This is a genomic window from Sphingobium aromaticiconvertens (genome assembly GCF_037154075.1).
GTDB lineage: Bacteria > Pseudomonadota > Alphaproteobacteria > Sphingomonadales > Sphingomonadaceae > Sphingobium > Sphingobium aromaticiconvertens.
In genome coordinates this window covers 5,015,477-5,036,197 of sequence record NZ_JBANRJ010000001.1, presented here as the reverse complement: position 1 = coordinate 5,036,197, position 20,721 = coordinate 5,015,477, and the positions used below count along the sequence as shown (strand labels likewise).

Below are 20,721 nucleotides of genomic sequence, written 5' to 3'. Positions count from 1 at the left end.
AACAGGATACATCATGCCTAGGCGCCGCGATTGGGTGGTGCAACCCGCTTGACAGGGGATAGGCAGATGACCGCTATGCTTTCACTTATCGATTCCAAGAAGACAGGGAATATGGACAGACAGAAAGCATTGGAGGCCGCCCTCTCCCAGATCGACCGCGCCTTTGGCAAGGGCAGCGCGATGAAGCTGGGTTCGCGCGAGAAGATTGAGATTGAGGCGATTTCGACCGGCTCGCTCGGTCTCGATATCGCGCTTGGCATCGGCGGCTTGCCCAAGGGGCGAATCATCGAGATTTACGGGCCAGAAAGTTCGGGCAAGACCACGCTCGCGCTGCATGCCATTGCCGAAGCGCAGAAGAATGGCGGTACCGCCGCCTTCGTCGATGCCGAACATGCACTCGATCCGGGCTATGCCAAGAAGCTGGGCGTCGACATTGACGAACTGATCGTGTCGCAGCCGGACACGGGCGAGCAGGCGCTGGAGATTGTCGATACGCTGGTGCGCTCCAATGCCATCGACGTGTTGGTGATCGACTCCGTTGCCGCGCTCGTCCCTCGTGCGGAAATTGAGGGCGAGATGGGCGACAGCCATGTCGGCCTTCAGGCCCGCTTGATGAGCCAGGCGCTGCGCAAGCTTACCGGCTCCATCTCGCGCTCCAAGTGCATGGTGATCTTCATCAACCAGGTCCGCATGAAGATCGGAGTCATGTACGGCAATCCGGAAACCACGACCGGCGGCAACGCGCTGAAATTTTACGCCTCGGTCCGGCTCGACATCCGCCGCACCGGCCAGATCAAGGATCGCGACGATATCGTCGGCAACACCACCCGCGTGAAGGTGGTGAAGAACAAGGTTGCCCCGCCGTTTAAACAGGTCGAATTCGACATCATGTATGGCGAAGGCATTTCCAAACTCGGCGAGATTCTGGATCTGGGCGTGAAGGCCGGGATCGTCGAGAAATCGGGCGCCTGGTTCTCCTATGATTCGGTTCGGCTCGGCCAGGGGCGCGAGAATTCCAAGACCTTCCTCAAAGAAAATCCCGAAATGGCGGACCGTCTGGAAAAGGCGATCCGAGGCAAGACCGAAGAGGTCGCCGAAGCCCTGATGACCGGACCCGAGGCGGACGACGGGGACGAATGACCCTGCCTGGCGCACCCCGGCCGGTACAGCCGGGGATGGCCAGCGGCGTATGACGTCCTTCTTTTGCCTCAAGCACCCGAAAAGGCCCGCTACGTCCTCACGCAGCGGGCCTTTTACCGCGCGCCGAACGATTATCTGCACCCTGACGCCTCTCCTTATGAGTGGAGGGGCTATCAGGGCTGAAACAAAGGGCCGCTACTCTCCACCCCATGGAACAGCCGCAGCCTCGATACGTTCAGCACGCACTCCCTCTGGCATCTCGTCTCCCATCCTGCATCTTCAAGGAACACCTGCTTATGCGCCTCGGTATCGAAGCCATTCTCGACTATGACTTCGCCGAACCCACCGATGTGCTGCTGGCTGTGGAGGCGGCGCAATTGCCCGGCCAGACAATCATCGAGCAGTCGCTCATCATCAACAATGCCGGTCCCCTCACCAATTTGACCGGCGGCAGCGGCGTGGGGCGCCGGACTTGGACACGCAGCGGCACGGGGCGGATGCTCACCACCTATCTAGCGACTGTTGAAGTAAATCGCGCGCCCGTAGACGTCGCTGCGCTGAACAAAAGCCCACTCCCGAGCCTGCCCGAAAATGTCCTCCCCTTCATCTGGCCCAGCCGCTATTGCGAGGCAGACCGTTTCGTCAGCTTCGTGTGCAGCCATTTCGAGGGGCTTGAGGGCGGGGCGCTGGTCCAGGCGCTGGTCGACTGGGTCAACCAGAATCTCCAATATGTGTCGGGCAGTTCGGATGGCACCACCAGCGCCGCCGACACCTTCGTCTCGCAACAAGGCGTCTGCCGCGACTATGCCCATCTGACCGCTGCGCTGATCCGCTCGCGGGACATTCCTGCACGCCTCGCTTCAGTCTATGCTTGGCAGCTCGATCCACCAGATTTCCACGCGGTGGTCGAAGTCTGGCTCGATGGTGCCTGGCATATCGTTGATGCAACCGGCCTCGCCCCGATCGAGGGGATGGTGAAGATCGCCGTCGGCCGCGACGCCACCGATATCGCCTTCATGACCGCGTTCAATGGCGCCATGATGAATGCCCAAAGCATCACAGTCACCCGGCTGGTTTGAACAGACGGGACAGTCACAGATATAGTTTCGCGTCGCCAATTTCGCCACCAATATTTCCCTCATAGGGCGTGTAGGGGGAAGTAGGGTGGGAAGCGGACATTGACGCCCCGCGTGATGCCGTGACAATCGGGCCGCGATCCAATCGACATGCAAGTGATGTCGTGCGATGCTACCCCAATGATGTCGAAGACCATTGTGGCAGCGCTTGCCGCAACCTTGCTGGCGATGCTCGGCTGTGCTGGCGATGCCAGCGAGAACGGCGCGTCGAACATTGCAAGAAGAAACACGGGTTACGCTCTACTATCATCAATTTAATGGTGTTGCGCCAGGCCTGATGGTGCCTGGCCTCGTGCATTGCGATCCCAACCAAGCATCTCTTCAGGTTTCGAAAACAAACAAGATGGAGCTGGCAGAACTTTCGAAATGGCACGACCGCCATATGCCGATCGAAGGATACCGGGAACTTGAGCGGGAGGAATTACTCGGAATGCTCAAGTCCATGTTTGTGCCGCTACCAGACGCTGATTGGCAGGAAGGTGAGAATTATACGAGAGAGCAAGATCATAAACGCGAAATAGCTGGGAAATTCGCCGTCCAGCATAATCAGGCGGCGTTTCGAACCGGCAAGGCGCGCATCCTAAGGCTGTGTCCCGATGCTCGATTAACTGATAGGTGACTGATCGCGCCTATGCCCGGCTAGACTGCCCATCATTAAACGTCGGCTTTGGATTATGCGTCCGCCTCTGAAGCAGGGAAAATTGGCCGTCTCGCACCATCCCCACCCTCAAACCCACCACGTCGCCAGCCGGCGCACCCATTCGTCCGCCGTCGCGCGGTCGGGCGTCTCGTTGGCGTCGCCGTAGCCGAACCATTCGTCCGCACCCGTTTCCTGCACCACGATCCCGTCGCGCCGCGCGATCATCGACAGCGTGCCATAATAGGCACCATAGGTGACGTCCGCCTGCGGGATGAGCCAGGCGATCTGGCCGCGCACCGGCACGATGCTCTCGTCCCGCCACAGCGCCCTTGCGCCATAGCCGGTGCAGTTGATGACGACTTTCTCCTTCAGCTTCGCGACATCGCCCGGCTCGCGCAATTCCATCGGTACGATCCGCCCGCCGCCGATCAGAAAATCGGTGGTCAACTGATGCGCCAGATCCGCGACATTGAAAGTCAGCGAACTGTTGCGCCGCACGAAGGGCGCGCGGAAGGGGTGGCTTCCCGGCGGCATCTCCACCGAACGCGGCGAGATGTCGGCCAGCCGCTCGTCCAGCCGCAGGAATGCGTCGGTTCGTTCAGAGGCGGGCGGGGTGGAGCTGGCGACGGGCGTCATCCGCATCCCCGGCGGCTCGTCCGACAGGCTATAGCGATCGGTCCATTCCACCGGATCGCCCGCCATCCCCAGATAGCTTTGATAGGTGGAAAAGGACATGCGGGCCATCTGCTCCCACCGATCGCCAAAACCGGCATCGACCGCGCCGGCCATTGCGATCCGCGAGTCCGGCGACCATGTCCCCGTCGCTCTTGCCGATCGCACATTCGGAAATTGGTCCTTGGTGTAAATCGTCACCTTCGCCCCGCGCCGCTGTGCCGTCAGCGCCGCCGTCAGGCCCAGCGCACCTGCGCCGATCACCGCGATGTCCCTGACGCCATCGGCCATTGCCAATCCCACGGCTATCTCCGCCGATCCCCAGGATAGCGACCAGCCACTGCCGCCATGGCCGTAATTATGGACGACGCGCTTGCCACGCACCCCTTCCACCTCGATCCGTGGCCCCGCGGCGCGAAAGGGGCGCACGCATACCGTCACGCGAAACAGGCGATCAGGCGTCGCGCGGATAGGCTGCGGCCCGCCTGCGCCCAATGTTGCCGCGCCCCCGCGCGCGGCCAGCGCCACTGCGCCAAGGCCACCCATGCCCGCCTTCAACAGCGCCCGTCTGTCCATCGGCCTGTCCCCCTCTATATCTATTGTTCGCAAAAGCGTGGACGAACTCCAAGTGCTTTTCCCGCAGTCCTGCCTCGCTTCGTCGCGCAAAAGCTGCTTGCCCCCGGAAGGCCCTTTCCGCATGAGAGGCAGCGATGCATCGCCTTCGACCCGACCAGTCCTTGATGATCCTTATATTGGCGATCCTCGTCGTGCTGACGGCGGTGGGCGGGACCGTGTGGCTCTATCGCGGCCAGCAGGCCAGCATCGGCTGGGTCAATCACACGCTGCGGGTTGAAAGCCGTCTATCGGACATGGTGGCGCGGGTTCAGGATGCCGAAACCAGCCAACGCGGCTATATGCTGACGCGCAAGCGCGCCTTCCTGGTCCCTTATCACGAGGCGGTTCGCCGTTGGCGCACCGACCTTGGCACGCTGCGCGATGCCGTGTCCGACAATCCGGCACAAGCGGCGGATGTGGACCGTCTGGGTGGGCTTATCGAACGGCGGTTCGTCCTTCTGCAAAAGGGCATCGACGATGCCCGTGCGCGATTGCTGATAACCCCTGATTCCTTCCGCCCCGGCCTGATCGCAAGCGCCCAGATCCGTTCGATCATCGCGACCATGAAGGTGCGGGAGGAGGCGCTGTTGGCCCGCCGCAGCGCTGACGCGACACGGCTTGCGACCTGGGTGTCGATCGGGCTGGTGGCCAGCTGCGGGCTCGTCATCCTGCTTGGCGTTCTGGCGTTGATGTCCGCGCGCCGCCGCTTGCAGGAGGCTGTTGCAGGCGGGGAAGCCCTGAGCGCTTCCCATCAGGCATTGCTAGCAGAGGCGGAGGAACGGCAGGCGGCCGAGGCGCAACTGCGGCAGATGCAGAAGATGGAATCGATCGGCCAACTGACTGGTGGCATCGCCCATGACTTCAACAATATGCTCGCCATCGTCATCGGCTCGCTCGACATGGCGAAGCGGCGGCTGACTGCGGATGTCGATCCGCGCGTTGGGGCCGGTATCGACAATGCGGCGGAGGGCGCGCAGCGCGCCGCCCAGCTTACCGCGCGGCTGCTTGCCTTTTCCCGTCAGCAGCCGCTCGATCCCCAGCCGCTCGACACCAACAAGCTGGTGGGCGGCATGTCTGAACTGTTGCGCCGAACCATCGGGGAAACGATCCGCGTCGAAACCGTGCTTGCGGGCGGCCTGTGGCGAGCCAGCATCGACGCGGGGCAGTTGGAAAATGCAATTCTCAACCTGTGCGTCAATGCGCGTGACGCGATGCCCGACGGCGGACGCCTGACGATAGAGACTGCCAACGGTCATCTGGACGACGCCTATGCTGCCGCCCATGACGAAGTGTCGGCGGGTCAATATGTGATGGTGTCTGTTACCGACACCGGCACCGGCATGCCGGCCGAAGTGGTCGACCGCGCTTTCGATCCCTTTTTCACGACCAAGGGTGTGGGCAAGGGCACCGGCCTTGGTCTCAGCCAGGTGTTCGGTTTCGTCAAACAGTCGCATGGCCATGTCAAAATCTATTCGGAACCGGGCGAGGGCACGACGATCAAGATCTACCTGCCCCGGCACTATGGGGCAGGAGGAGAGGGTAAGGCCTATGTCGCGCCCGATCCAACAGAGCTGCCGCATGCAAAGGGCGAAGAGATCATCCTGGTGGTGGAGGATGAGGAGCGCGTCCGGCACATGTCCGTCGATTCGCTGCGGGAGCTTGGCTATACCGTCGTTCATGCAGCGGATGCGGCAGCAGCATTAAGCATATTGACGATCCAGCCGCGCATCGACCTGCTCTTTACCGACATCGTCATGCCCGACATGAACGGCAAGCTGTTGTCGGACCACGCGCGGGCCGAACGACCGGACCTCAAAGTGCTTTTCACCACCGGCTACACCCGCAATGCCATCGTCCATAACGGCACGCTCGACGCAGGCGTCGCTTTCCTTGCCAAGCCCTTCACCCTCGATCAGCTCGCCCGCAAGGTGCGTGCGGTGCTGGACGACGAAGAAGGGTAGGGCACAGCCAGCGTAGGGCCGCCGCCGCCCTCAGATGGGCAGAGCCGTACTCTGCTTGACCTCCTCCAGCACCGCATAGGTCCGCGTCTCGCGCACCCCCGGCATCGCCGCCAGTATCTCGCCCAGAAAGCGGCGATAGGCAGCCATGTCCGACACCCGTACCTTCAGCAGATAGTCGAACCCACCCGCGACCATATGACACTCCATAACTTCGGGCACGTCGCGCACTTGTGCGGCAAAGGCGGCGAACACATCGTCGGTGGTCCGGTCCAGCAGCACCTCAATGAAGATCATCAGCGCCCGGTCCAGCGCCACCGGGTCGAGAATGGCGGTGAATTGCCGCACAATGCCGCTGGCGCGCAGCCGCTTCACCCGCTCGAAACAGGTGGCGGGCGACAGGCCGCAGCGTCGCGCCAGCTCCTGATTCGTGATCCGTCCATCTTCCTGCAGTAGCTGCAATATTCGGCGATTGGCATCATCGATGATGATAGTTTCGGATAAAATGGCATTCATCGGACTATAATCCATAAATATTCTGAATTTACGAAGCACATTCAGGATGAACTGGGATAGTGTCAATCCACCCCTTTCCGACGCTGGAGCGCGCCGCCGATGACCCCGACCCTTTCCCCCTGGGACAGCCTGGACGAGAGCAAATATCGAGATGAGGGAGAGGTGATCGCCGCCCTGCTTGCCGCGCCCTCGCTGGCCTCGTCCCAGCGCGCAAATGCCGTGACCGAAGGCATCGCGCTGGTCGAGGCCGCACGAAAGGCTGCGAAGAAACAGGGCGTGGTCGAAAGTTTCCTTGCCGAATTTTCGCTCGGCACGCGTGAAGGCCTGGCGCTCATGTGCCTCGCCGAAGCATTGCTGCGGACGCCGGACCCTGAAACCCGCGACCGGTTGATCGCGGAAAAAATCGGATCGGCCGACTGGGCCAGCCATCTGGGCCAATCCGACAGCCTGTTCGTCAACGCCTCCACCTGGGGGCTGATGCTCACCGGCAAGCTGATCGACGTCAGCGAAGATACCCGCAGCGATCCGAAGGGCTGGCTTGGTCGCCTGACCCAGCGCGTGGGTGAGCCCGTCATCCGTCAGGCCGTGGGCGCTGCCGTCCGCATCATGGGCGAACAATTCGTCCTTGGCCGCACGATTCAAGCTGCCCTGACCCGCGCGAAGAAGGACGGCTTCCTCTGCTCTTTCGACATGCTGGGGGAGGGCGCGCGGACGGCGCAGGATGCTGCCCGCTACGAAATCATCTACGCCGACGCGATCGAGGCGGTGGGCAAAAATGGCCAAGGGGCTGGCCCCGAACTCGGCCACGGCGTCTCGGTCAAACTCTCCGCCCTTTGCCCCCGCTATGAAGCGGCGCAGGACCAGCGTGTCTGGACCGAACTTTACCCCCGCATCCTGCGCCTCGCCCGGCTCGCCGCGCGCCATGACCTCAATTTCGCCATCGACGCGGAAGAGGTCGATCGCCTCGTCCTTTCGCTCAAACTCTTTGAACGGCTCGCCCGTGAACCCGATCTGGCTGGCTGGACGGGCCTTGGCATCGTCGTTCAAGCCTATCAGAAGCGCGGGAAAGAGGTGATCGAACGTCTCGCCGCCCTCGCCAAAGCGACCGACCGCCGCATCATGGTTCGACTGGTCAAGGGCGCCTATTGGGACAGCGAGATCAAGAAGGCGCAGGTCGCGGGTCGGCCCGATTATCCGGTCTTCACTACCAAGCCAGCGACCGACCTCTCCTACCTCGTCTGCGCCCGCGCGTTGATCGACGCCGCGCCGCACCTCTATCCGCAATTTGCGACCCACAACGCTCATACGCTGGCAGCCGTGCGCTGCATGGCCGACGACAGCGGCGTCACCATCGAGCATCAGCGGCTTCACGGTATGGGCGAGGGGCTCTACCAGGCGGCTGGGAAACGCTATGGCGCCTTGCGCCTGCGCGCCTATGCCCCGGTCGGTGGCCATGAAGACCTGCTCCCCTATCTGGTCCGCCGCCTGCTCGAAAATGGCGCGAATACCAGCTTCGTCCACGCCCTGCTGGATGAGGCTGTGCCCGCCGACCGCGTCGTCACCGATCCTATCGAAACCGTCACGATGCAGCCCGGTCGCCACCCGCGCATTCCGGTCCCCGCCGACATTTACGGTCCCAGCCGCCGCAATCCGCCCGGTCGCGATTATTCGATCGTCGCCGCCCGCGTCGTCGCCGATCGCGAAGCCAAACTGATGGCGGGCGAGCATCTCCTCTCCGGCCCGATCATTGGCGGCCAATTGCTTCAGCAGGGCGCGGCGATCCCCGTCACCTCCCCCACCGATGGCAAGCGGATCGGCAGCGTCTATGCCGCGACCCTGGCCCATGCCGACACCGCCATCGCCGCCGCCCACGCGGCACAGGTCGAATGGGATGCGATCGGCGGTCCCGCCCGCGCCCACATATTGCGGGCCATGGGTGACGCGCTGGAGGCGGACACCGACGCCCTTATCGCGCTGCTCTCACTGGAAGCGGGCAAGACCCTGAATGACGGCGTTGCCGAGGTACGCGAAGCGGTCGACTTCTGCCGCTATTATGCCGATCTTGCCGAAAAGCAGTTTGCAGGCTTTGCCACGCTGCCCGGCCCGGTGGGCGAAACCAACCAACTCGAACTGCGCGGGCGCGGTGTGTTCGCCTGCATTTCGCCCTGGAATTTCCCGCTCGCCATCTTCACCGGCCAGATCGTCGCGGCGCTGGCCGCAGGCAACGGCGTCATCGCCAAGCCCGCCGAACAGACGCCGCTGGTCGCCGGCGCAGCCGTCCGCCTCTTCCACCGCGCAGGCCTCAACCCCAACCTGCTTGCTTTATTGCCCGGCGAGGGGAGCAAGATCGGTCCCGTCCTCACCGCCCATCCCGGCATCGATGGTGTCGCCTTCACCGGCGGCACCGAAACCGCCTGGGCCATTAACCGCAGCCTCGCGGCGCGCAACGGCCCGATCGTGCCGCTGATCGCTGAAACCGGTGGCCTCAACGGCATGTTTGTCGATACCACCGCGCTCAAGGAGCAGGTGGTCGATGACGTCATCCTCTCTGCCTTCGGTTCGGCGGGGCAGCGCTGCTCGGCGCTGCGCATCCTCTTCCTGCCGGAAGAATCCGCCGACCTGCTGATCGACACGTTGAAGGGGGCGCTCGACGCGCTCGTCATCGGCGACCCATCGGATCCGGCCAGCGATGTTGGCCCGGTGATCGACGCGGCAGCGCGGGACGCGCTCATCGCCCATCGCGCGCGGCTGTCGCGCGAAGCGGTCATCCTCCACGAAAAGGATATGGGCAGCGTTCCCCAAAACGGCAGCTTCTTCGCGCCCTTAATCGCTGAAATCCCAACGCCCGATTTCCTCGAACGCGAAGTCTTCGGCCCTGTCCTCCACATCTACCGTTATCGTCGTGGGGACCTCCCCGCCGTCGCCAAAGCGCTTGCCGCGCGTGGCTACGGTCTGACCCTCGGTATCCACAGCCGCGTCGAAGGCTTCGCTCGCGAAGTGCGCGATCTGGTCCCGGCTGGCAATTGTTACGTCAACCGCTCGGTCATCGGCGCGGTCGTCGGCGTGCAGCCATTTGGCGGGGAAGGATTGTCGGGCACCGGTCCCAAGGCAGGCGGCCCCCACGCCTTGCTGCGCTACGCCGTCGAACGCGCCCTCTCCATCAACATCACCGCGCAGGGCGGCGACCCGGCGCTGCTGAACCTGTAGCGCTGTTCAGGGACGCAGGGCGGCGGCGCCGGTCGTCGCGTTGGTCAGCGTCACATTCTCCAGCGCCTGAATGCGCCACGCGCCATTGCGCCGGGTTCGCCACCGCGAGGATCAACGTATCGATCTGATGCGGCCCGGCTGGGTGCGCGATGCCGACACTGAGCCGCGACCAGAAGTGCAGGATCGCAGCATCGTCGGAGATTGGATCGACATCGGGCGGGTCGATCGCAAGCGTTGAGTCACTGTAGATCGAGGCATGGATAGCAGCATGGCCGTTGACGATCTGGTCAACGCCGCGCCAATAGGTCGCGAAGCGGTTCACGAATGTCGCATCGTAATGGAACAGCCGACCGAAGGCCTCCATGTCGTGGCTGTTCCATGCGTCCTGAAAATGCCGGGTGATCGCCGCCGGTCCCATTGGATGATCCGTATACATCCCTTTTCCTCAATCGGCTGCGAACATCCATCCGCATCGTCCAATCAGGCCTGAACAAAAAAGGGCAGACATCGCTGCCCGCCCTTTTCTCTCAAATATCATGAAACCGGTCAGGCCCCAATCGGCGCAGCGTCCCCAAATGGTCCCTTGCGCTTGCGCGTCCTGGGGATCGAAGATCCGACCGTTGGTATGATCGACGGCTTGATCGTGGTGCCGTCGTCGCGGGTGATCTCGCCCTTTTCCAGCAGCGCCTTGATCTCTTCGCCGGACAGCGTTTCATATTCCAGCATCGCATTGGCCAGCAGGTGCAACTGATCGACATGGGTCGACAGCAGATCCTTCGCCCGGTCATAGCCCTGATCGACCAGCCCGCGAATTTCCTTGTCGATCAGCTTCGCCGTCTCGTCCGACATATGGACGCGCTGGCTCTGCGAATAACCAAGGAAGGTTTCGCCCTGCTGCTCTTCATATTGCAGCGGGCCCAGCTTGTCCGACATGCCCCATTGCGTGACCATGTCGCGCGCCAGCTTGGTGGCGTACTGGATGTCCCCGCTCGCGCCGGACGACACCTTGTCATAACCAAAGATGATTTCTTCAGCGACACGGCCACCCATGGCGACGGCCATGTTCGCGTGCATCTTGTCGCGGTGATAGCTGTAGCTGTCCCGCTCCGGCAGGCGCATCACCATGCCCAGCGCGCGACCGCGCGGGATGATCGTCGCCTTGTGGATCGGGTCGGAGGCAGGCTCGTGGACGGACACGATTGCATGGCCCGCCTCATGATAGGCGGTCATCTTCTTCTCATCGTCGGTCATGACCATGGAGCGGCGTTCCGCGCCCATCATCACCTTGTCCTTGGCCGATTCAAATTCGTCCATGGCGACCAGCCGCTTGCCGCGACGGGCGGCCATCAGGGCGGCTTCATTGACCAGATTGGCCAGGTCCGCACCGGAAAAGCCGGGCGTGCCGCGTGCGATCGTGCGGGGGTCGACGTCGGGCGCCAGGGGCACCTTCTTCATGTGGACGGCCAATATCTTCTCGCGGCCCTCGATATCGGGGCGGGGCACCACGACCTGACGGTCGAAGCGGCCCGGACGCAGAAGCGCCGGGTCCAGCACGTCGGGGCGGTTGGTCGCCGCGACGATGATGATACCTTCATTCGCCTCGAAACCGTCCATCTCGACCAGCAACTGGTTCAGCGTCTGCTCGCGTTCGTCATTGCCATTGCCCAGACCCGCACCACGATGGCGACCGACCGCATCGATTTCGTCGATGAAGACGATGCACGGCGCGTTCTTCTTCGCCTGCTCAAACATGTCGCGCACGCGGCTCGCGCCCACGCCCACGAACATTTCAACGAAGTCCGAACCCGAAATGGTGAAGAAAGGCACGCCCGCCTCGCCCGCAATGGCGCGGGCCAGCAGCGTCTTGCCGGTGCCGGGCGAGCCGACCAGCAGCGCGCCCTTGGGAATCTTGCCGCCCAGACGCGCGAACTTGGTCGGGTCCTTCAGAAACTCGACAATCTCCTCCAGCTCCTCGCGGGCTTCGTCGATACCGGCGACGTCCTGAAACGTCACCTTGCCATGCTTCTCGGTCAGCAGTTTCGCCTTGGACTTGCCAAAGCCCATGGCGCCGCCTGCGCCGCCGCCCTTCTGCATCTGGCGCAGCACGAAAAAGGCGATGCCAAGGATCAGCAGGAACGGCAGCGATTGATAGATCAGGATCATCCAGAAGCTGGGCTGCTCCTCGGCCTGACCGGAATATTTGACATTATAGTCGTCCAGCAGCGTTGTCAGGCCCGGATCGCTCACGGGGATGGTGCTGAACTTCTGCCCGCTGGACATGGTGCCGCTGATGCGGTCCGGTGCGACGGCGACGTCTTTGACCTGGCCTTCCTGCACCTTGGCGCGGAATTCCGAATAGGCGATCGCGGTGCCACCCGTACTGGCGGCGCGATTGTCGAACATGGAGACGAACAGGAGCAGGGCGATGATGACGCCCGCCCAGATCATCGCACTCTTGACCCAGGGGTTGGTCTGGGGATCCTTGTCGTCGTTCATGGATACTCTCTTTCACCCCTCAAGATAGGATGACGGGGGCAAAGCGCAAGCCGCCATTCTTCCTGCATTTCAGGGCTGTCGCATGCAGTTTGCGCCGAATCGGGCCAGCGGCGCGATCAGCCCGCGATCTGGGTCGCGGCCATAGTGCCCAACCCGATGGCAAGTCCCGCCGAAAGACCGCAGACCAGATAGCCTATATAGAGGAGCATGGGCGGATGCGGTTTTGCCAGCTTGCGATTGCGCTGCGCCGCCGAAAGGATGACGCTGGCGAGAAGACCGTAAGTAAGTGCAGCAAACTCGAACATGCCCAGAAAACCTGCTTTTGATGAGAATCTGATTAACCTGCGTCATGGTTAACAAGATGTCATTGCGGTGCAACAAAGCGACGGATTGTTGGTCTGGCGCGTCCTGTTGAGGAACGATTGGGTGGTTCATGCGTTTTTCTACGCGCTTTTGCGCGGGGGTGCGGGATAAATCCGCCATTGCTTGCCGCCCTGGAGAATCAGCGCACCGATACTCGCTTTCTCCCCCGCCATGGCATAAGCGAGCAGGCGATCGACCGCTTCACCACGCGGCAAGGGAGCGTCGGGATCGGTGCAGGCGATCAGGCGCAGCAACAACCGGCGCTGCACTTCGCGCGGAAAATCGGTGGCGTCCAGCACATGGCCAGCCCCATCCGCACGGACATGGCGGGCGGCGAGATCATCGACCAGCCAACGCAGAGCCACATCTGCCTCAGCCAGCGCCACGGCGCTTCGTGCTGCGGCCTGCGCGTCCAGCCACGGTGCATTGGCCAGTTGCGCCCGCAGCGCCGCCCGGTCGAACCGCGGGTCAAGATTGCTCGGATCATCGGCATAGGGCAGGCCCTGCGCCTGCACATAGGCCAGCAGTTCGGCCTTCGACATACTCAGCAAGGGGCGGGCGATCCGACTAGTCCGCGTCCGCACCCCTGCCAGCCCCGACAGCCCGGCCCCTCGATTAAGCCGCATCAGCATCGTCTCCAGCTGATCGTCGGCATGATGCGCTGTCAGGATCAGATCCAGTCCCTGCGCGGCACGCCAGTCCTCCAGCAGCGCATAGCGCGCGGTTCTGGCCCAGGCCTGGATATTGCCCTGCGGCTGTGTATCCGGGTGCAGCGTTGCATGAGGAATGGCGTGCCGGGCGCACCAGTCCGCCACCATCGCCGCTTCATCGGCGGAGGCGGCGCGCAATCCATGATCGACAGTTGCAGCGGCCACCCGTCCAGGAAAGGCGAGAGTAGCGAGGTGGAGCAGCGCCATGCTGTCCGGTCCGCCTGACACTGCGATGCACAGGCGCGGCGTCTGTCTGAGGCCGCAAAGTGCGGCCATCGCGGCCTCGAAGCGCTCAACCAGCGAGGACTCTTCGCTCACCATGCTGCCTCGCCAGTCAACTGCGCCGTGTCAGCTACATTTGGCGCGGGTCCGCCCCTTGTCCATCATGCCGCGCAGCGACGTGGACAGGGTCGCGCCATAGACCTGCTCCAGCTCCGCATAGACTTTGCAGGCATCGGCGGGTTTTTTGAGCTGGATCAGCGCTTCGCCCAGCCAGGTCAGGCTGTCGGCGGCGCGGTCGCCGCGCGGGCGCTTCTGATAGTTTTCATAGAAAGCAACCGAGGCAAGCGCTGGTTTGCCATCGTCCAGATAGGCGCGGCCCAGCAGGTTCTGCGTGCGGCTGGCCACCGATGTCGTGCCATATTGCTCGACGGTCGCCTTCAGTTGCGCCTGCGCCTCGGGATAATATTTGCCGTCCCACAGGCGAAAGCCATAGACATAGGCATCGTCGGCGGCATCGCCCGTGCTGGGTTTTTCGATGGCCGCGACGGCGTTCTTGCGCTCGTCGCTGACGGGGGCAGTTGGTGTGGCCGTCGGTCTGGGCGCTGTCCCGGTGGGCGTCAGGGCTGGCGGGGCAGCGGTGGGCGCCATGCGGCCCTCATTCTCCGTCCTGTACTTTTCGAATGCGGCTTCCAACTGCTTGATCTTGTAGCTATTTTCTTCGCTCTGCCCAGTCAGGCTCGCCAATTGGCTTTCCAGCGCGGTAACGCGCGCCGTCAGATCGACGATCGGGGCGGAGGAAGGCGATCCGGGCGCGACAGTCGGTGCGGCGGGTCGGGTGATCTCTGCCTCCAGCGGTGTGCCGCCCGGAAAGACCTTGCGCTGTACCGCCTTCATTTCCTTTTCCAGCCGATCGACCCGTACCTCGACGGGCGCGCCCTGCGCGAACGCAGGCACGGCGACCGCCAGCAGCGGGACGCACAGGAGGGTGGGAAGGATGGTGGCGTAACGCATGGAATGACCCCGGATGATGAACGTTTTTGCAACCATAAGGGCTAATTACGCGCCGTAAAGCGGCAGATTCTGGCCCCGATCTGGTTAGGGGTTGGAGGCGGGCGGCGTAGTCCCTGCAGCGGCTGGCGAAGGCGCTGTGGCGGGTGACGTGCCGGCCTGCCCCGCAACTGTGGTTGCGGCCGCAGGCGGCGCCTGCCGAGCCAGCAGCGCGGCGGCACTGATCGGCACATCGGCGATGGTCCGGTCTGGCGGACCAAGCGGCGCGACGGTCTTGCCGCCGACCGTCACGGTCAGAGCCTGCGGACGTCCGGTCAGGATCATCGGATCCTTGGCACCGTCGGGCAGAGCGTAGCGCTCGCCCTTCTTCATCAGGCCATCTTTCAGACGCTCGCCTGTCTCGTCATAGATACGCAGCCACACATCATCGACGGCAGTCAGGATCACCGGCCCGGTGGTTGGCGCAACGGCCGGTGGCGCGCCGGCAGGCGCGGCATTGCTGGCGGGGACCGCCGTCTGCTGTTGCTCGCTGACCTGCTGCGTTGTCGGCGCGGTCAGCAATTGCGCGCGCCACACGCCAAAGCCGATGGCGACAACCAGGGCGATCGCCGCTGCCGTCCAGGCCAAAGTGCGGGAAGGGACACGCGCCGGATCGGCTGGCTCGAACATTTCGTAGCGGTTGGCGCCCAATGTCGACTGGTTCACCGCCGCGCGTACGTCCGATGCCACCGCAACCTCGTCCAGATCCACCGCCCGGGCATAGGCGCGGGCAAAGCCGATGGCATAGGGGATACCGGGCAGCGCGGCATAATCCTCACGCTCGATCGCTTCCAACTGGCGCTGGGCGACGCGGGTCGCGATCGCCACATCGGCCAGCGACATGCCCTTCGCCTCCCGCGCGCGGCGCAGCTTCGCACCGGGACCGTCCATCTCCAGCGCGCCTTGCACGGTGTCGGCTGTGCCTTCGATTCCTGCTTCGTCTGCCATCTGTCTTTCGCGACCTTGTTCGGGGCGGCCCATATATCGGCGGGTCTTGTCTCACTGTGAGACAGCCATTGTCAACGCGGTTCCCTTGCATTGGCGGAACTCAGTTCAATTCGATTCCCTGCGCCTCCGCCCATTGCGTCAACTGCCCGCGAATATCGGTGGCCCCGCTATCAAGCAATGCGCGCATCTCCGTCTGGAGCGCGCCTGCATCGACCGACCGGATCATCGCCTTGACTGGCCCGACGGAGGCAGGTGTGATCGACAGGCGACGGATGCCCAGCCCCACCAACGCCATCGCCTCCAGCGTCCGCCCGCCCATCTCGCCGCATACGCCCACCGGCACGCCATGCGCTTCGCAGGCCCGGATCACGCGGTCGAGGAAGCGCAATATAGCGATGCTCAGCCAGTCATAACGTTCAGCGAGCCTGGGATTGGACCGGTCGGCGGCGAACAGGAACTGCGTCAGGTCATTGGTGCCGATCGACAGGAAGTCGACCCTTGGCAGCAACAGGTCCAGCACCTCGGCCAGCGCGGGCACTTCCAGCATCGCGCCATAGCGCACGGCGACGGGCAGCTTCTTCTTTTGCCCGGCCAGCCAGGCGCGCTGTTTTTCCACCAGTGCGCGCGCTTCCTCATATTCCCACGGCTCCGACACCATCGGGAACATGACATGCAATATCTTGCCTGCCGCCGCCTCCAGCAGTGCGCGGGCCTGCGCTTTCATCAGGCCATCGCGGTCCAGCGCCAGCCGCAGCGCGCGCCAGCCCATCGCCGGATTGTCTTCCTCTTCCTCCTCATCCTGCCGCATATAGGGCAGGGCCTTGTCGCCGCCGATGTCGACGGTACGGAAGATGACCGGGCGGTCCCCGGCGGCGTCCAGCACGTCCTTGTACAATCGTTGCTGCTTTTCGCGCTGGGGCAGGGTGGCCGACACCAGAAACTGGAACTCGGTGCGGAACAGGCCGATGCCGTCGGCGCCCACCAGATCCAGCGCCTGCGCGTCGTCACGCAACCCCGCATTGACCATCAGCTCGACCCGCGCGCCATCCTGTGTGACCGATGGCAGGTCGCGCATCGCCGTAAATTCGGCGCGGCGCTTCTGGTTGATGGTCAGCCGGTTCTCGAACGCCTCGTCCATGTCGGGCGTCGGCCGGATCAGCACAACATTGCTGCCGACATCCATAAGGATCAGGTCGCCTTCATTCACCCGATGGCGAATGTCGCGCACGCGCCCCAGCACCGGAACGCCCATGGCCCGCGCGACGATGGTGACATGGGCGGTCAGCGACCCTTCCTCCAGGATCACGCCTTTCAGGCGGCGGCGGTCATATTCCAGCAGCTCTGCCGGGCCCAGGTTGCGCGCGATCAGGATCGCGTCCTGCCGCAGACCCAGTTGCGCCGCTGTCCCCAACTGCCCCGACACGATGCGGAGCAGGCGGTTGGCCAGATCCTCCAGATCGTGCATCCGGTCCTGCAACAGCGGATCGTCGATCTGGCGCATCCGCATCCGCGTGCGCTGCTGCACCCGCTCGATCGCTGCCTCTGCCGTCAGCCCGCTGTCGATCGCCTCGTTGATCCGCCGCGTCCAACCCTCGTCATAGGCGAACATCTTGTAGGTTTCGAGCACCTCCTGATGCTCGCCGCCGTCGACGCCGAACTCCGCCGTGCCGGTCATCCGGTCGATCTGTTCGCGCATCTTGCCAAAGGCGGAAATGACGCGCTGCCGTTCCGCCTCGGTATCCTCCGCGACGGTATGCTCGATATGGATGCGCGGCTGGTGGAAGACGACATGGCCGCGCGCCATGCCCATCACCAGTTGCAGGCCGTTCATGACGTTGGCACCTGTTTCCTGCACCCGCATGTCGGTCGCGCCCTCATCGGCCAGTTCGGCATTGGCGATCAGTTCGGACAGCACCATCGCCACGGTCTGAAGCGCTTCTATCTCCACCTCTTCATATTTGCGCGGCTCGACATGCTGGACGCACAGCACGCCCAGCGCGCGCTCGCGCCGGACGATCGGGACACCGGCAAAGCTGTGGAACCGGTCCTCGCCGGTTTCGGGGCGATAGGAAAAGTCGGGGTGGGACGCCGCTTCGTCCAGGTTCAGCGTTTCGACATTGGTGGCGATCAGGCCCACCAGCCCCTCGCCCTTCGACATGCGTGTGACGTGGACGGCTTCCTGCTTCAGTCCGCGGGTCGCGAACAGTTCCAGCACCCCGTCGCGCACCAGATAGATGGAACAGACCTCGCTCGACAGCGATTCGCCTATGATCTCCACCACCTTGTTGAGCTTCGCCTGCGCGCTGGTGCGCGAAGCCATGACTTCCTGAAGGCTGATCAGGATCTGGCGGGCGGCGGCGGCGGGCGATGATGACATGAGACATCGCTATCAGATCAGGCCACTGCTTTCCAACGGGTTTCGCATGATCGTGGGCACGGAAAAAACGCAACGATGAGGATAAATCATTGCGGATATTGCGCGTTCCTTCGTTACGTTTTTCTGGATTGAGTCGAATTCTTAACAGGGATGAGGGCGGGAACGATGGACGCGCAGGCAATCGAAACGGATGACGCACAGGGCGGTATGAACGCGGCCTTCACGCAGGACTTGCTGGATCGCGGTTATTCGCGGCGACATCTTGCCAAGGTCGCCGCCTTGCTGGGTGCGGGGGCGGCGGTAGCGCGCGTCACCGGCGCGGCGGCGCAACAGGCGGCAAAGCCCGTCGCGGGCGCGGTGCGGATCGGCGCCAACGAATGCTGGACCGGGCCTTTCCCGGTCGCGGCGGAGGCTGCTTTCAAACTGGTGCAGGAAGGCAATCGCTACGAGCCTGACGATGAACATGCCAAGCTGTTCGCGGCCGTGGCACAAGTGGAGGGGATAACTGCCGACCGTGTCGTCGCCTGGCCGGGGTCCAGCGATCCGCTGAACCGCGCCGCCGTGACCTTCGCCTCGCCTGCGCGGGGCATCGTCACCGCCGACCCGACCTATGAAGCCATCTGGCGCACCGGCGCGTGGATCGGCGCAAAGGTGACGAAGGTGCCCGTTACCAAGGATTATCGCCATGATGTGAAGGCGATGCTGGCGGCTGATCCCAACGCGGCCCTTTATTATATCTGCTCGCCCAATAACCCGACGGGTACTCTGACCCCGCTTGCCGACATTCAGTGGCTGGCCGACAACAAGCCCAAGGACGCGATCCTGGTGGTGGATGAGGCCTATATCCACTGGTCGGAGGAGCCGAACGCCGCGAAATTGGCAGGCACGCGCGATGATGTCCTCGTCCTGCGTACCTTTTCCAAACTGTTCGGCATGGCGGGCATGCGCCTTGGCCTCACCTTCGCCAGCCCCAAGCTCATGGAAAAGATGATGCGCTATGACGGGGGCCAGGTGACGGCGATGTTGCCGATGACCGCCGTCGCCTGCGGCACGGTGTCGGTCGCGCAGCCCGACCTCATCAAGCAGCGCCGGGCCGAGATGATCGCCGCCCGCACGCTGGCGACCGATCACCTTGCTCAGAAGAAGATCATGGTTCTGCCCGGCAGCCACGCCAACATGTTCATGGTCGACTGGGGCAAACCCGCCAAGGATATGCAGGCCGCGCTGCTGGCGGAAAATGTGCAGATCGGTCGGTCCTGGCCGATCTGGCCCAATGTCAGCCGTGTCTCGGTCGGCTCGCTGGAGGAAATGAAGGCGTTCAACGCCGCCGTCGACAAGGTCTGGAAGGCCTGATTTGCTGACATGCAGGCGGGCCGCTGCTCACCCCTGAGCGGCGGCCCGAATGATTCTGCACGTCTCACGATAAAGGCATTGCGGGAATCCCCGTCCGCTTCGTTTCCCATGACGAAAGAGGCTTATCTCGGACGTAAGGGGACAGACGACATGACCATGATGTTGGATAAGGACGCCAGGGAAGACCTGCTCGATCGCGGCTATTCGCGTCGCCAGATCGGCGAAGTCGCCGCGCTGCTGGGCACTGCCGCCGCCGCCAGTTCGCTGTTCAGCAGCGCCGCTTTCGCGCAGCAGCAGGCCGCGCGCGGTATTGCGGGGGCGACCCGCATCGGCTCCAATGAATGCTGGACCGGTCCCTTTCCGTCGGGCGCGGAGGCGATCGCCAAGGCTGCCTCGCTGGGCAACTGGTACGACCCAGACAATTATCGCGGCGACCTGATCAAGACCGTCGCCACGGTGGAGGGTATCCCCGAAGATAACGTCATGCTCTGGCCCGGTTCGGGCGGCCCGCTGGTCAGCATCGTCGCGGCCTATTGTTCGCCGACCAAGGGGCTGGTCACGGCTGATCCAACCTTCGAATCCGCGTGGCGTGCCGCCGATTTCATGAAAGCGCCGGTGGCCAAGGTGCCGCAGGCCATCGGCAAGGGCCATGACGTAAAGGCGATGCTGGCCGCCAATCCGAATGCGGGCCTCTATTATATCTGCACGCCCAACAATCCGACTGGCACGATCACGCCGGTTGCGGATATCGCCTGGCTGCTGGCCAACAAGCCCGCCGATTCGATGTTGTTGGTCGACGAAGCCTATCTCCACTTCTCCGAAGCGCCGAGCGCGGCATCGTTGATGGCGGGACGCAAGGACATCATCGTCATGCGGACCTTCTCCAAGCTGTTCGGCATGGCGGGTGTTCGCCTGGGCTTGACCTTCGCCGATCCGGAGGTGCAGAAGCGCATCACGCTGTTTGGCCCTTCGGCCGGTGGCCTGTCGATCACCGCTATGGCCTGCGGCAATGCGGTCTATACCGAAGCCGCGCTCATCAAGGCGCGCCGTGACGAGATGATCGTCCAGCGCGAAGAGACGATCGCCTGGCTCAAATCCAAAAAACTTCCGGTCCAGTCGGGCAGTCAGGCCAATATGTTCATGGTCGACTGGGGCAAACCCGCCAAGGCCGTGCAGACCGCACTGCTGGGCGAGAAGGTGCAGATCGGCCGTAACTGGGCCATCTGGCCCAACGTCTCGCGCGTCACCGTGGGGTCCGCCGCCGACATGAAAGCCTTCCGCGATGCCGTGCAAAAGGTCGTGCTGGCCTGATCCTCGATTG

General features: G+C 63.4%; 16 protein-coding genes. 7 read left to right on the top strand and 9 right to left on the bottom strand.

Translation table 11 applies throughout. From position 1 onward, the window contains the following. The first annotated feature begins 66 nt into the window (after nucleotides 1-66). The 3 genes from recA to WFR25_RS24440 all read left to right on the top strand — a co-directional run bounded on the left by recA (nucleotide 67) and on the right by WFR25_RS24440 (nucleotide 2,895). The gene (gene recA / locus WFR25_RS24450; RefSeq protein ID WP_336974472.1) at nucleotides 67-1,140 is read left to right on the top strand and encodes a recombinase RecA; all 1,074 of its coding nucleotides are present in this window, start codon (nucleotides 67-69) and stop codon (nucleotides 1,138-1,140) included. A 296-nt stretch (nucleotides 1,141-1,436) separates the two neighbouring features. Further along, nucleotides 1,437-2,219, top strand: coding sequence for a transglutaminase-like domain-containing protein (locus WFR25_RS24445; protein WP_336974471.1), 783 nt, complete (start codon nucleotides 1,437-1,439; stop codon nucleotides 2,217-2,219). Nucleotides 2,220-2,454: 235 nt separating this feature from the next. Then, nucleotides 2,455-2,895: a hypothetical protein gene (locus WFR25_RS24440; protein WP_336974469.1), complete on the top strand. Its 441-nt coding sequence runs from the start codon at nucleotides 2,455-2,457 to the stop codon at nucleotides 2,893-2,895. A 108-nt stretch (nucleotides 2,896-3,003) separates the two neighbouring features. Here WFR25_RS24440 and WFR25_RS24435 read toward each other — a convergent pair whose 3' ends face one another. After that, a complete protein-coding gene (locus tag WFR25_RS24435) occupies nucleotides 3,004-4,164 on the bottom strand; it encodes an FAD-dependent oxidoreductase (RefSeq protein ID WP_336974468.1) in 1,161 nt (386 codons plus the stop codon). A 134-nt stretch (nucleotides 4,165-4,298) separates the two neighbouring features. Between WFR25_RS24435 and WFR25_RS24430 the strand changes: the two genes are divergently transcribed. Then, the gene (locus WFR25_RS24430; protein ID WP_336974465.1) at nucleotides 4,299-6,164 is read left to right on the top strand and encodes a CHASE3 domain-containing protein; all 1,866 of its coding nucleotides are present in this window, start codon (nucleotides 4,299-4,301) and stop codon (nucleotides 6,162-6,164) included. 30 nt (nucleotides 6,165-6,194) lie between these two features. Here the strand turns inward: WFR25_RS24430 and WFR25_RS24425 are convergent, their stop codons facing one another. Continuing rightward, nucleotides 6,195-6,677: an Lrp/AsnC ligand binding domain-containing protein gene (locus WFR25_RS24425; RefSeq protein ID WP_336974463.1), complete on the bottom strand. Its 483-nt coding sequence runs from the start codon at nucleotides 6,675-6,677 to the stop codon at nucleotides 6,195-6,197. Nucleotides 6,678-6,776: 99 nt separating this feature from the next. Between WFR25_RS24425 and putA the strand changes: the two genes are divergently transcribed. Beyond that, nucleotides 6,777-9,884: a bifunctional proline dehydrogenase/L-glutamate gamma-semialdehyde dehydrogenase PutA gene (gene putA / locus WFR25_RS24420; protein ID WP_336974461.1), complete on the top strand. Its 3,108-nt coding sequence runs from the start codon at nucleotides 6,777-6,779 to the stop codon at nucleotides 9,882-9,884. Here the strand turns inward: putA and WFR25_RS24415 are convergent. From WFR25_RS24415 to ptsP, 7 genes are all read right to left on the bottom strand, one after another. Further along, on the bottom strand, nucleotides 9,844-10,320 hold the full coding sequence (locus tag WFR25_RS24415; protein ID WP_336974459.1) for an SgcJ/EcaC family oxidoreductase: 477 nt from the start codon (nucleotides 10,318-10,320) through the stop codon (nucleotides 9,844-9,846). The genes putA and WFR25_RS24415 overlap by 41 nt on opposite strands. Before the next feature lie 110 nt (nucleotides 10,321-10,430). Further along, complete coding sequence (gene ftsH / locus WFR25_RS24410; RefSeq protein WP_336974458.1) at nucleotides 10,431-12,380, bottom strand: ATP-dependent zinc metalloprotease FtsH; 1,950 nt, start codon at nucleotides 12,378-12,380, stop codon at nucleotides 10,431-10,433. 116 nt (nucleotides 12,381-12,496) lie between these two features. Continuing rightward, nucleotides 12,497-12,685 carry a hypothetical protein gene (locus tag WFR25_RS24405; protein WP_336974457.1) on the bottom strand — a complete coding sequence of 63 codons (189 nt, stop codon included), beginning with the start codon at nucleotides 12,683-12,685 and terminating at the stop codon, nucleotides 12,497-12,499. 138 nt (nucleotides 12,686-12,823) lie between these two features. Next, nucleotides 12,824-13,774 (bottom strand): tRNA lysidine(34) synthetase TilS, encoded by a 951-nt coding sequence (gene tilS / locus WFR25_RS24400; RefSeq protein WP_419723184.1) that lies wholly within the window; start codon nucleotides 13,772-13,774, stop codon nucleotides 12,824-12,826. A 27-nt stretch (nucleotides 13,775-13,801) separates the two neighbouring features. Continuing rightward, entirely contained in the window at nucleotides 13,802-14,686 is an 885-nt protein-coding gene (locus WFR25_RS24395; RefSeq protein ID WP_336974454.1) for a hypothetical protein, read from the bottom strand. Between the two features lie 84 nt (nucleotides 14,687-14,770). Further along, entirely contained in the window at nucleotides 14,771-15,670 is a 900-nt protein-coding gene (locus WFR25_RS24390; protein ID WP_336974452.1) for a helix-turn-helix domain-containing protein, read from the bottom strand. A gap of 100 nt (nucleotides 15,671-15,770) precedes the next feature. Beyond that, complete coding sequence (gene ptsP / locus WFR25_RS24385; protein ID WP_336974451.1) at nucleotides 15,771-18,047, bottom strand: phosphoenolpyruvate--protein phosphotransferase; 2,277 nt, start codon at nucleotides 18,045-18,047, stop codon at nucleotides 15,771-15,773. A 165-nt stretch (nucleotides 18,048-18,212) separates the two neighbouring features. Here ptsP and WFR25_RS24380 point away from each other — a divergent pair, with 165 nt between their 5' ends. Continuing rightward, nucleotides 18,213-19,400: a pyridoxal phosphate-dependent aminotransferase gene (locus WFR25_RS24380; protein WP_336974450.1), complete on the top strand. Its 1,188-nt coding sequence runs from the start codon at nucleotides 18,213-18,215 to the stop codon at nucleotides 19,398-19,400. Nucleotides 19,401-19,550: 150 nt separating this feature from the next. Then, a complete protein-coding gene (locus WFR25_RS24375; RefSeq protein ID WP_336974448.1) occupies nucleotides 19,551-20,711 on the top strand; it encodes a pyridoxal phosphate-dependent aminotransferase in 1,161 nt (386 codons plus the stop codon). Nucleotides 20,712-20,721: the final 10 nt, after the last annotated feature.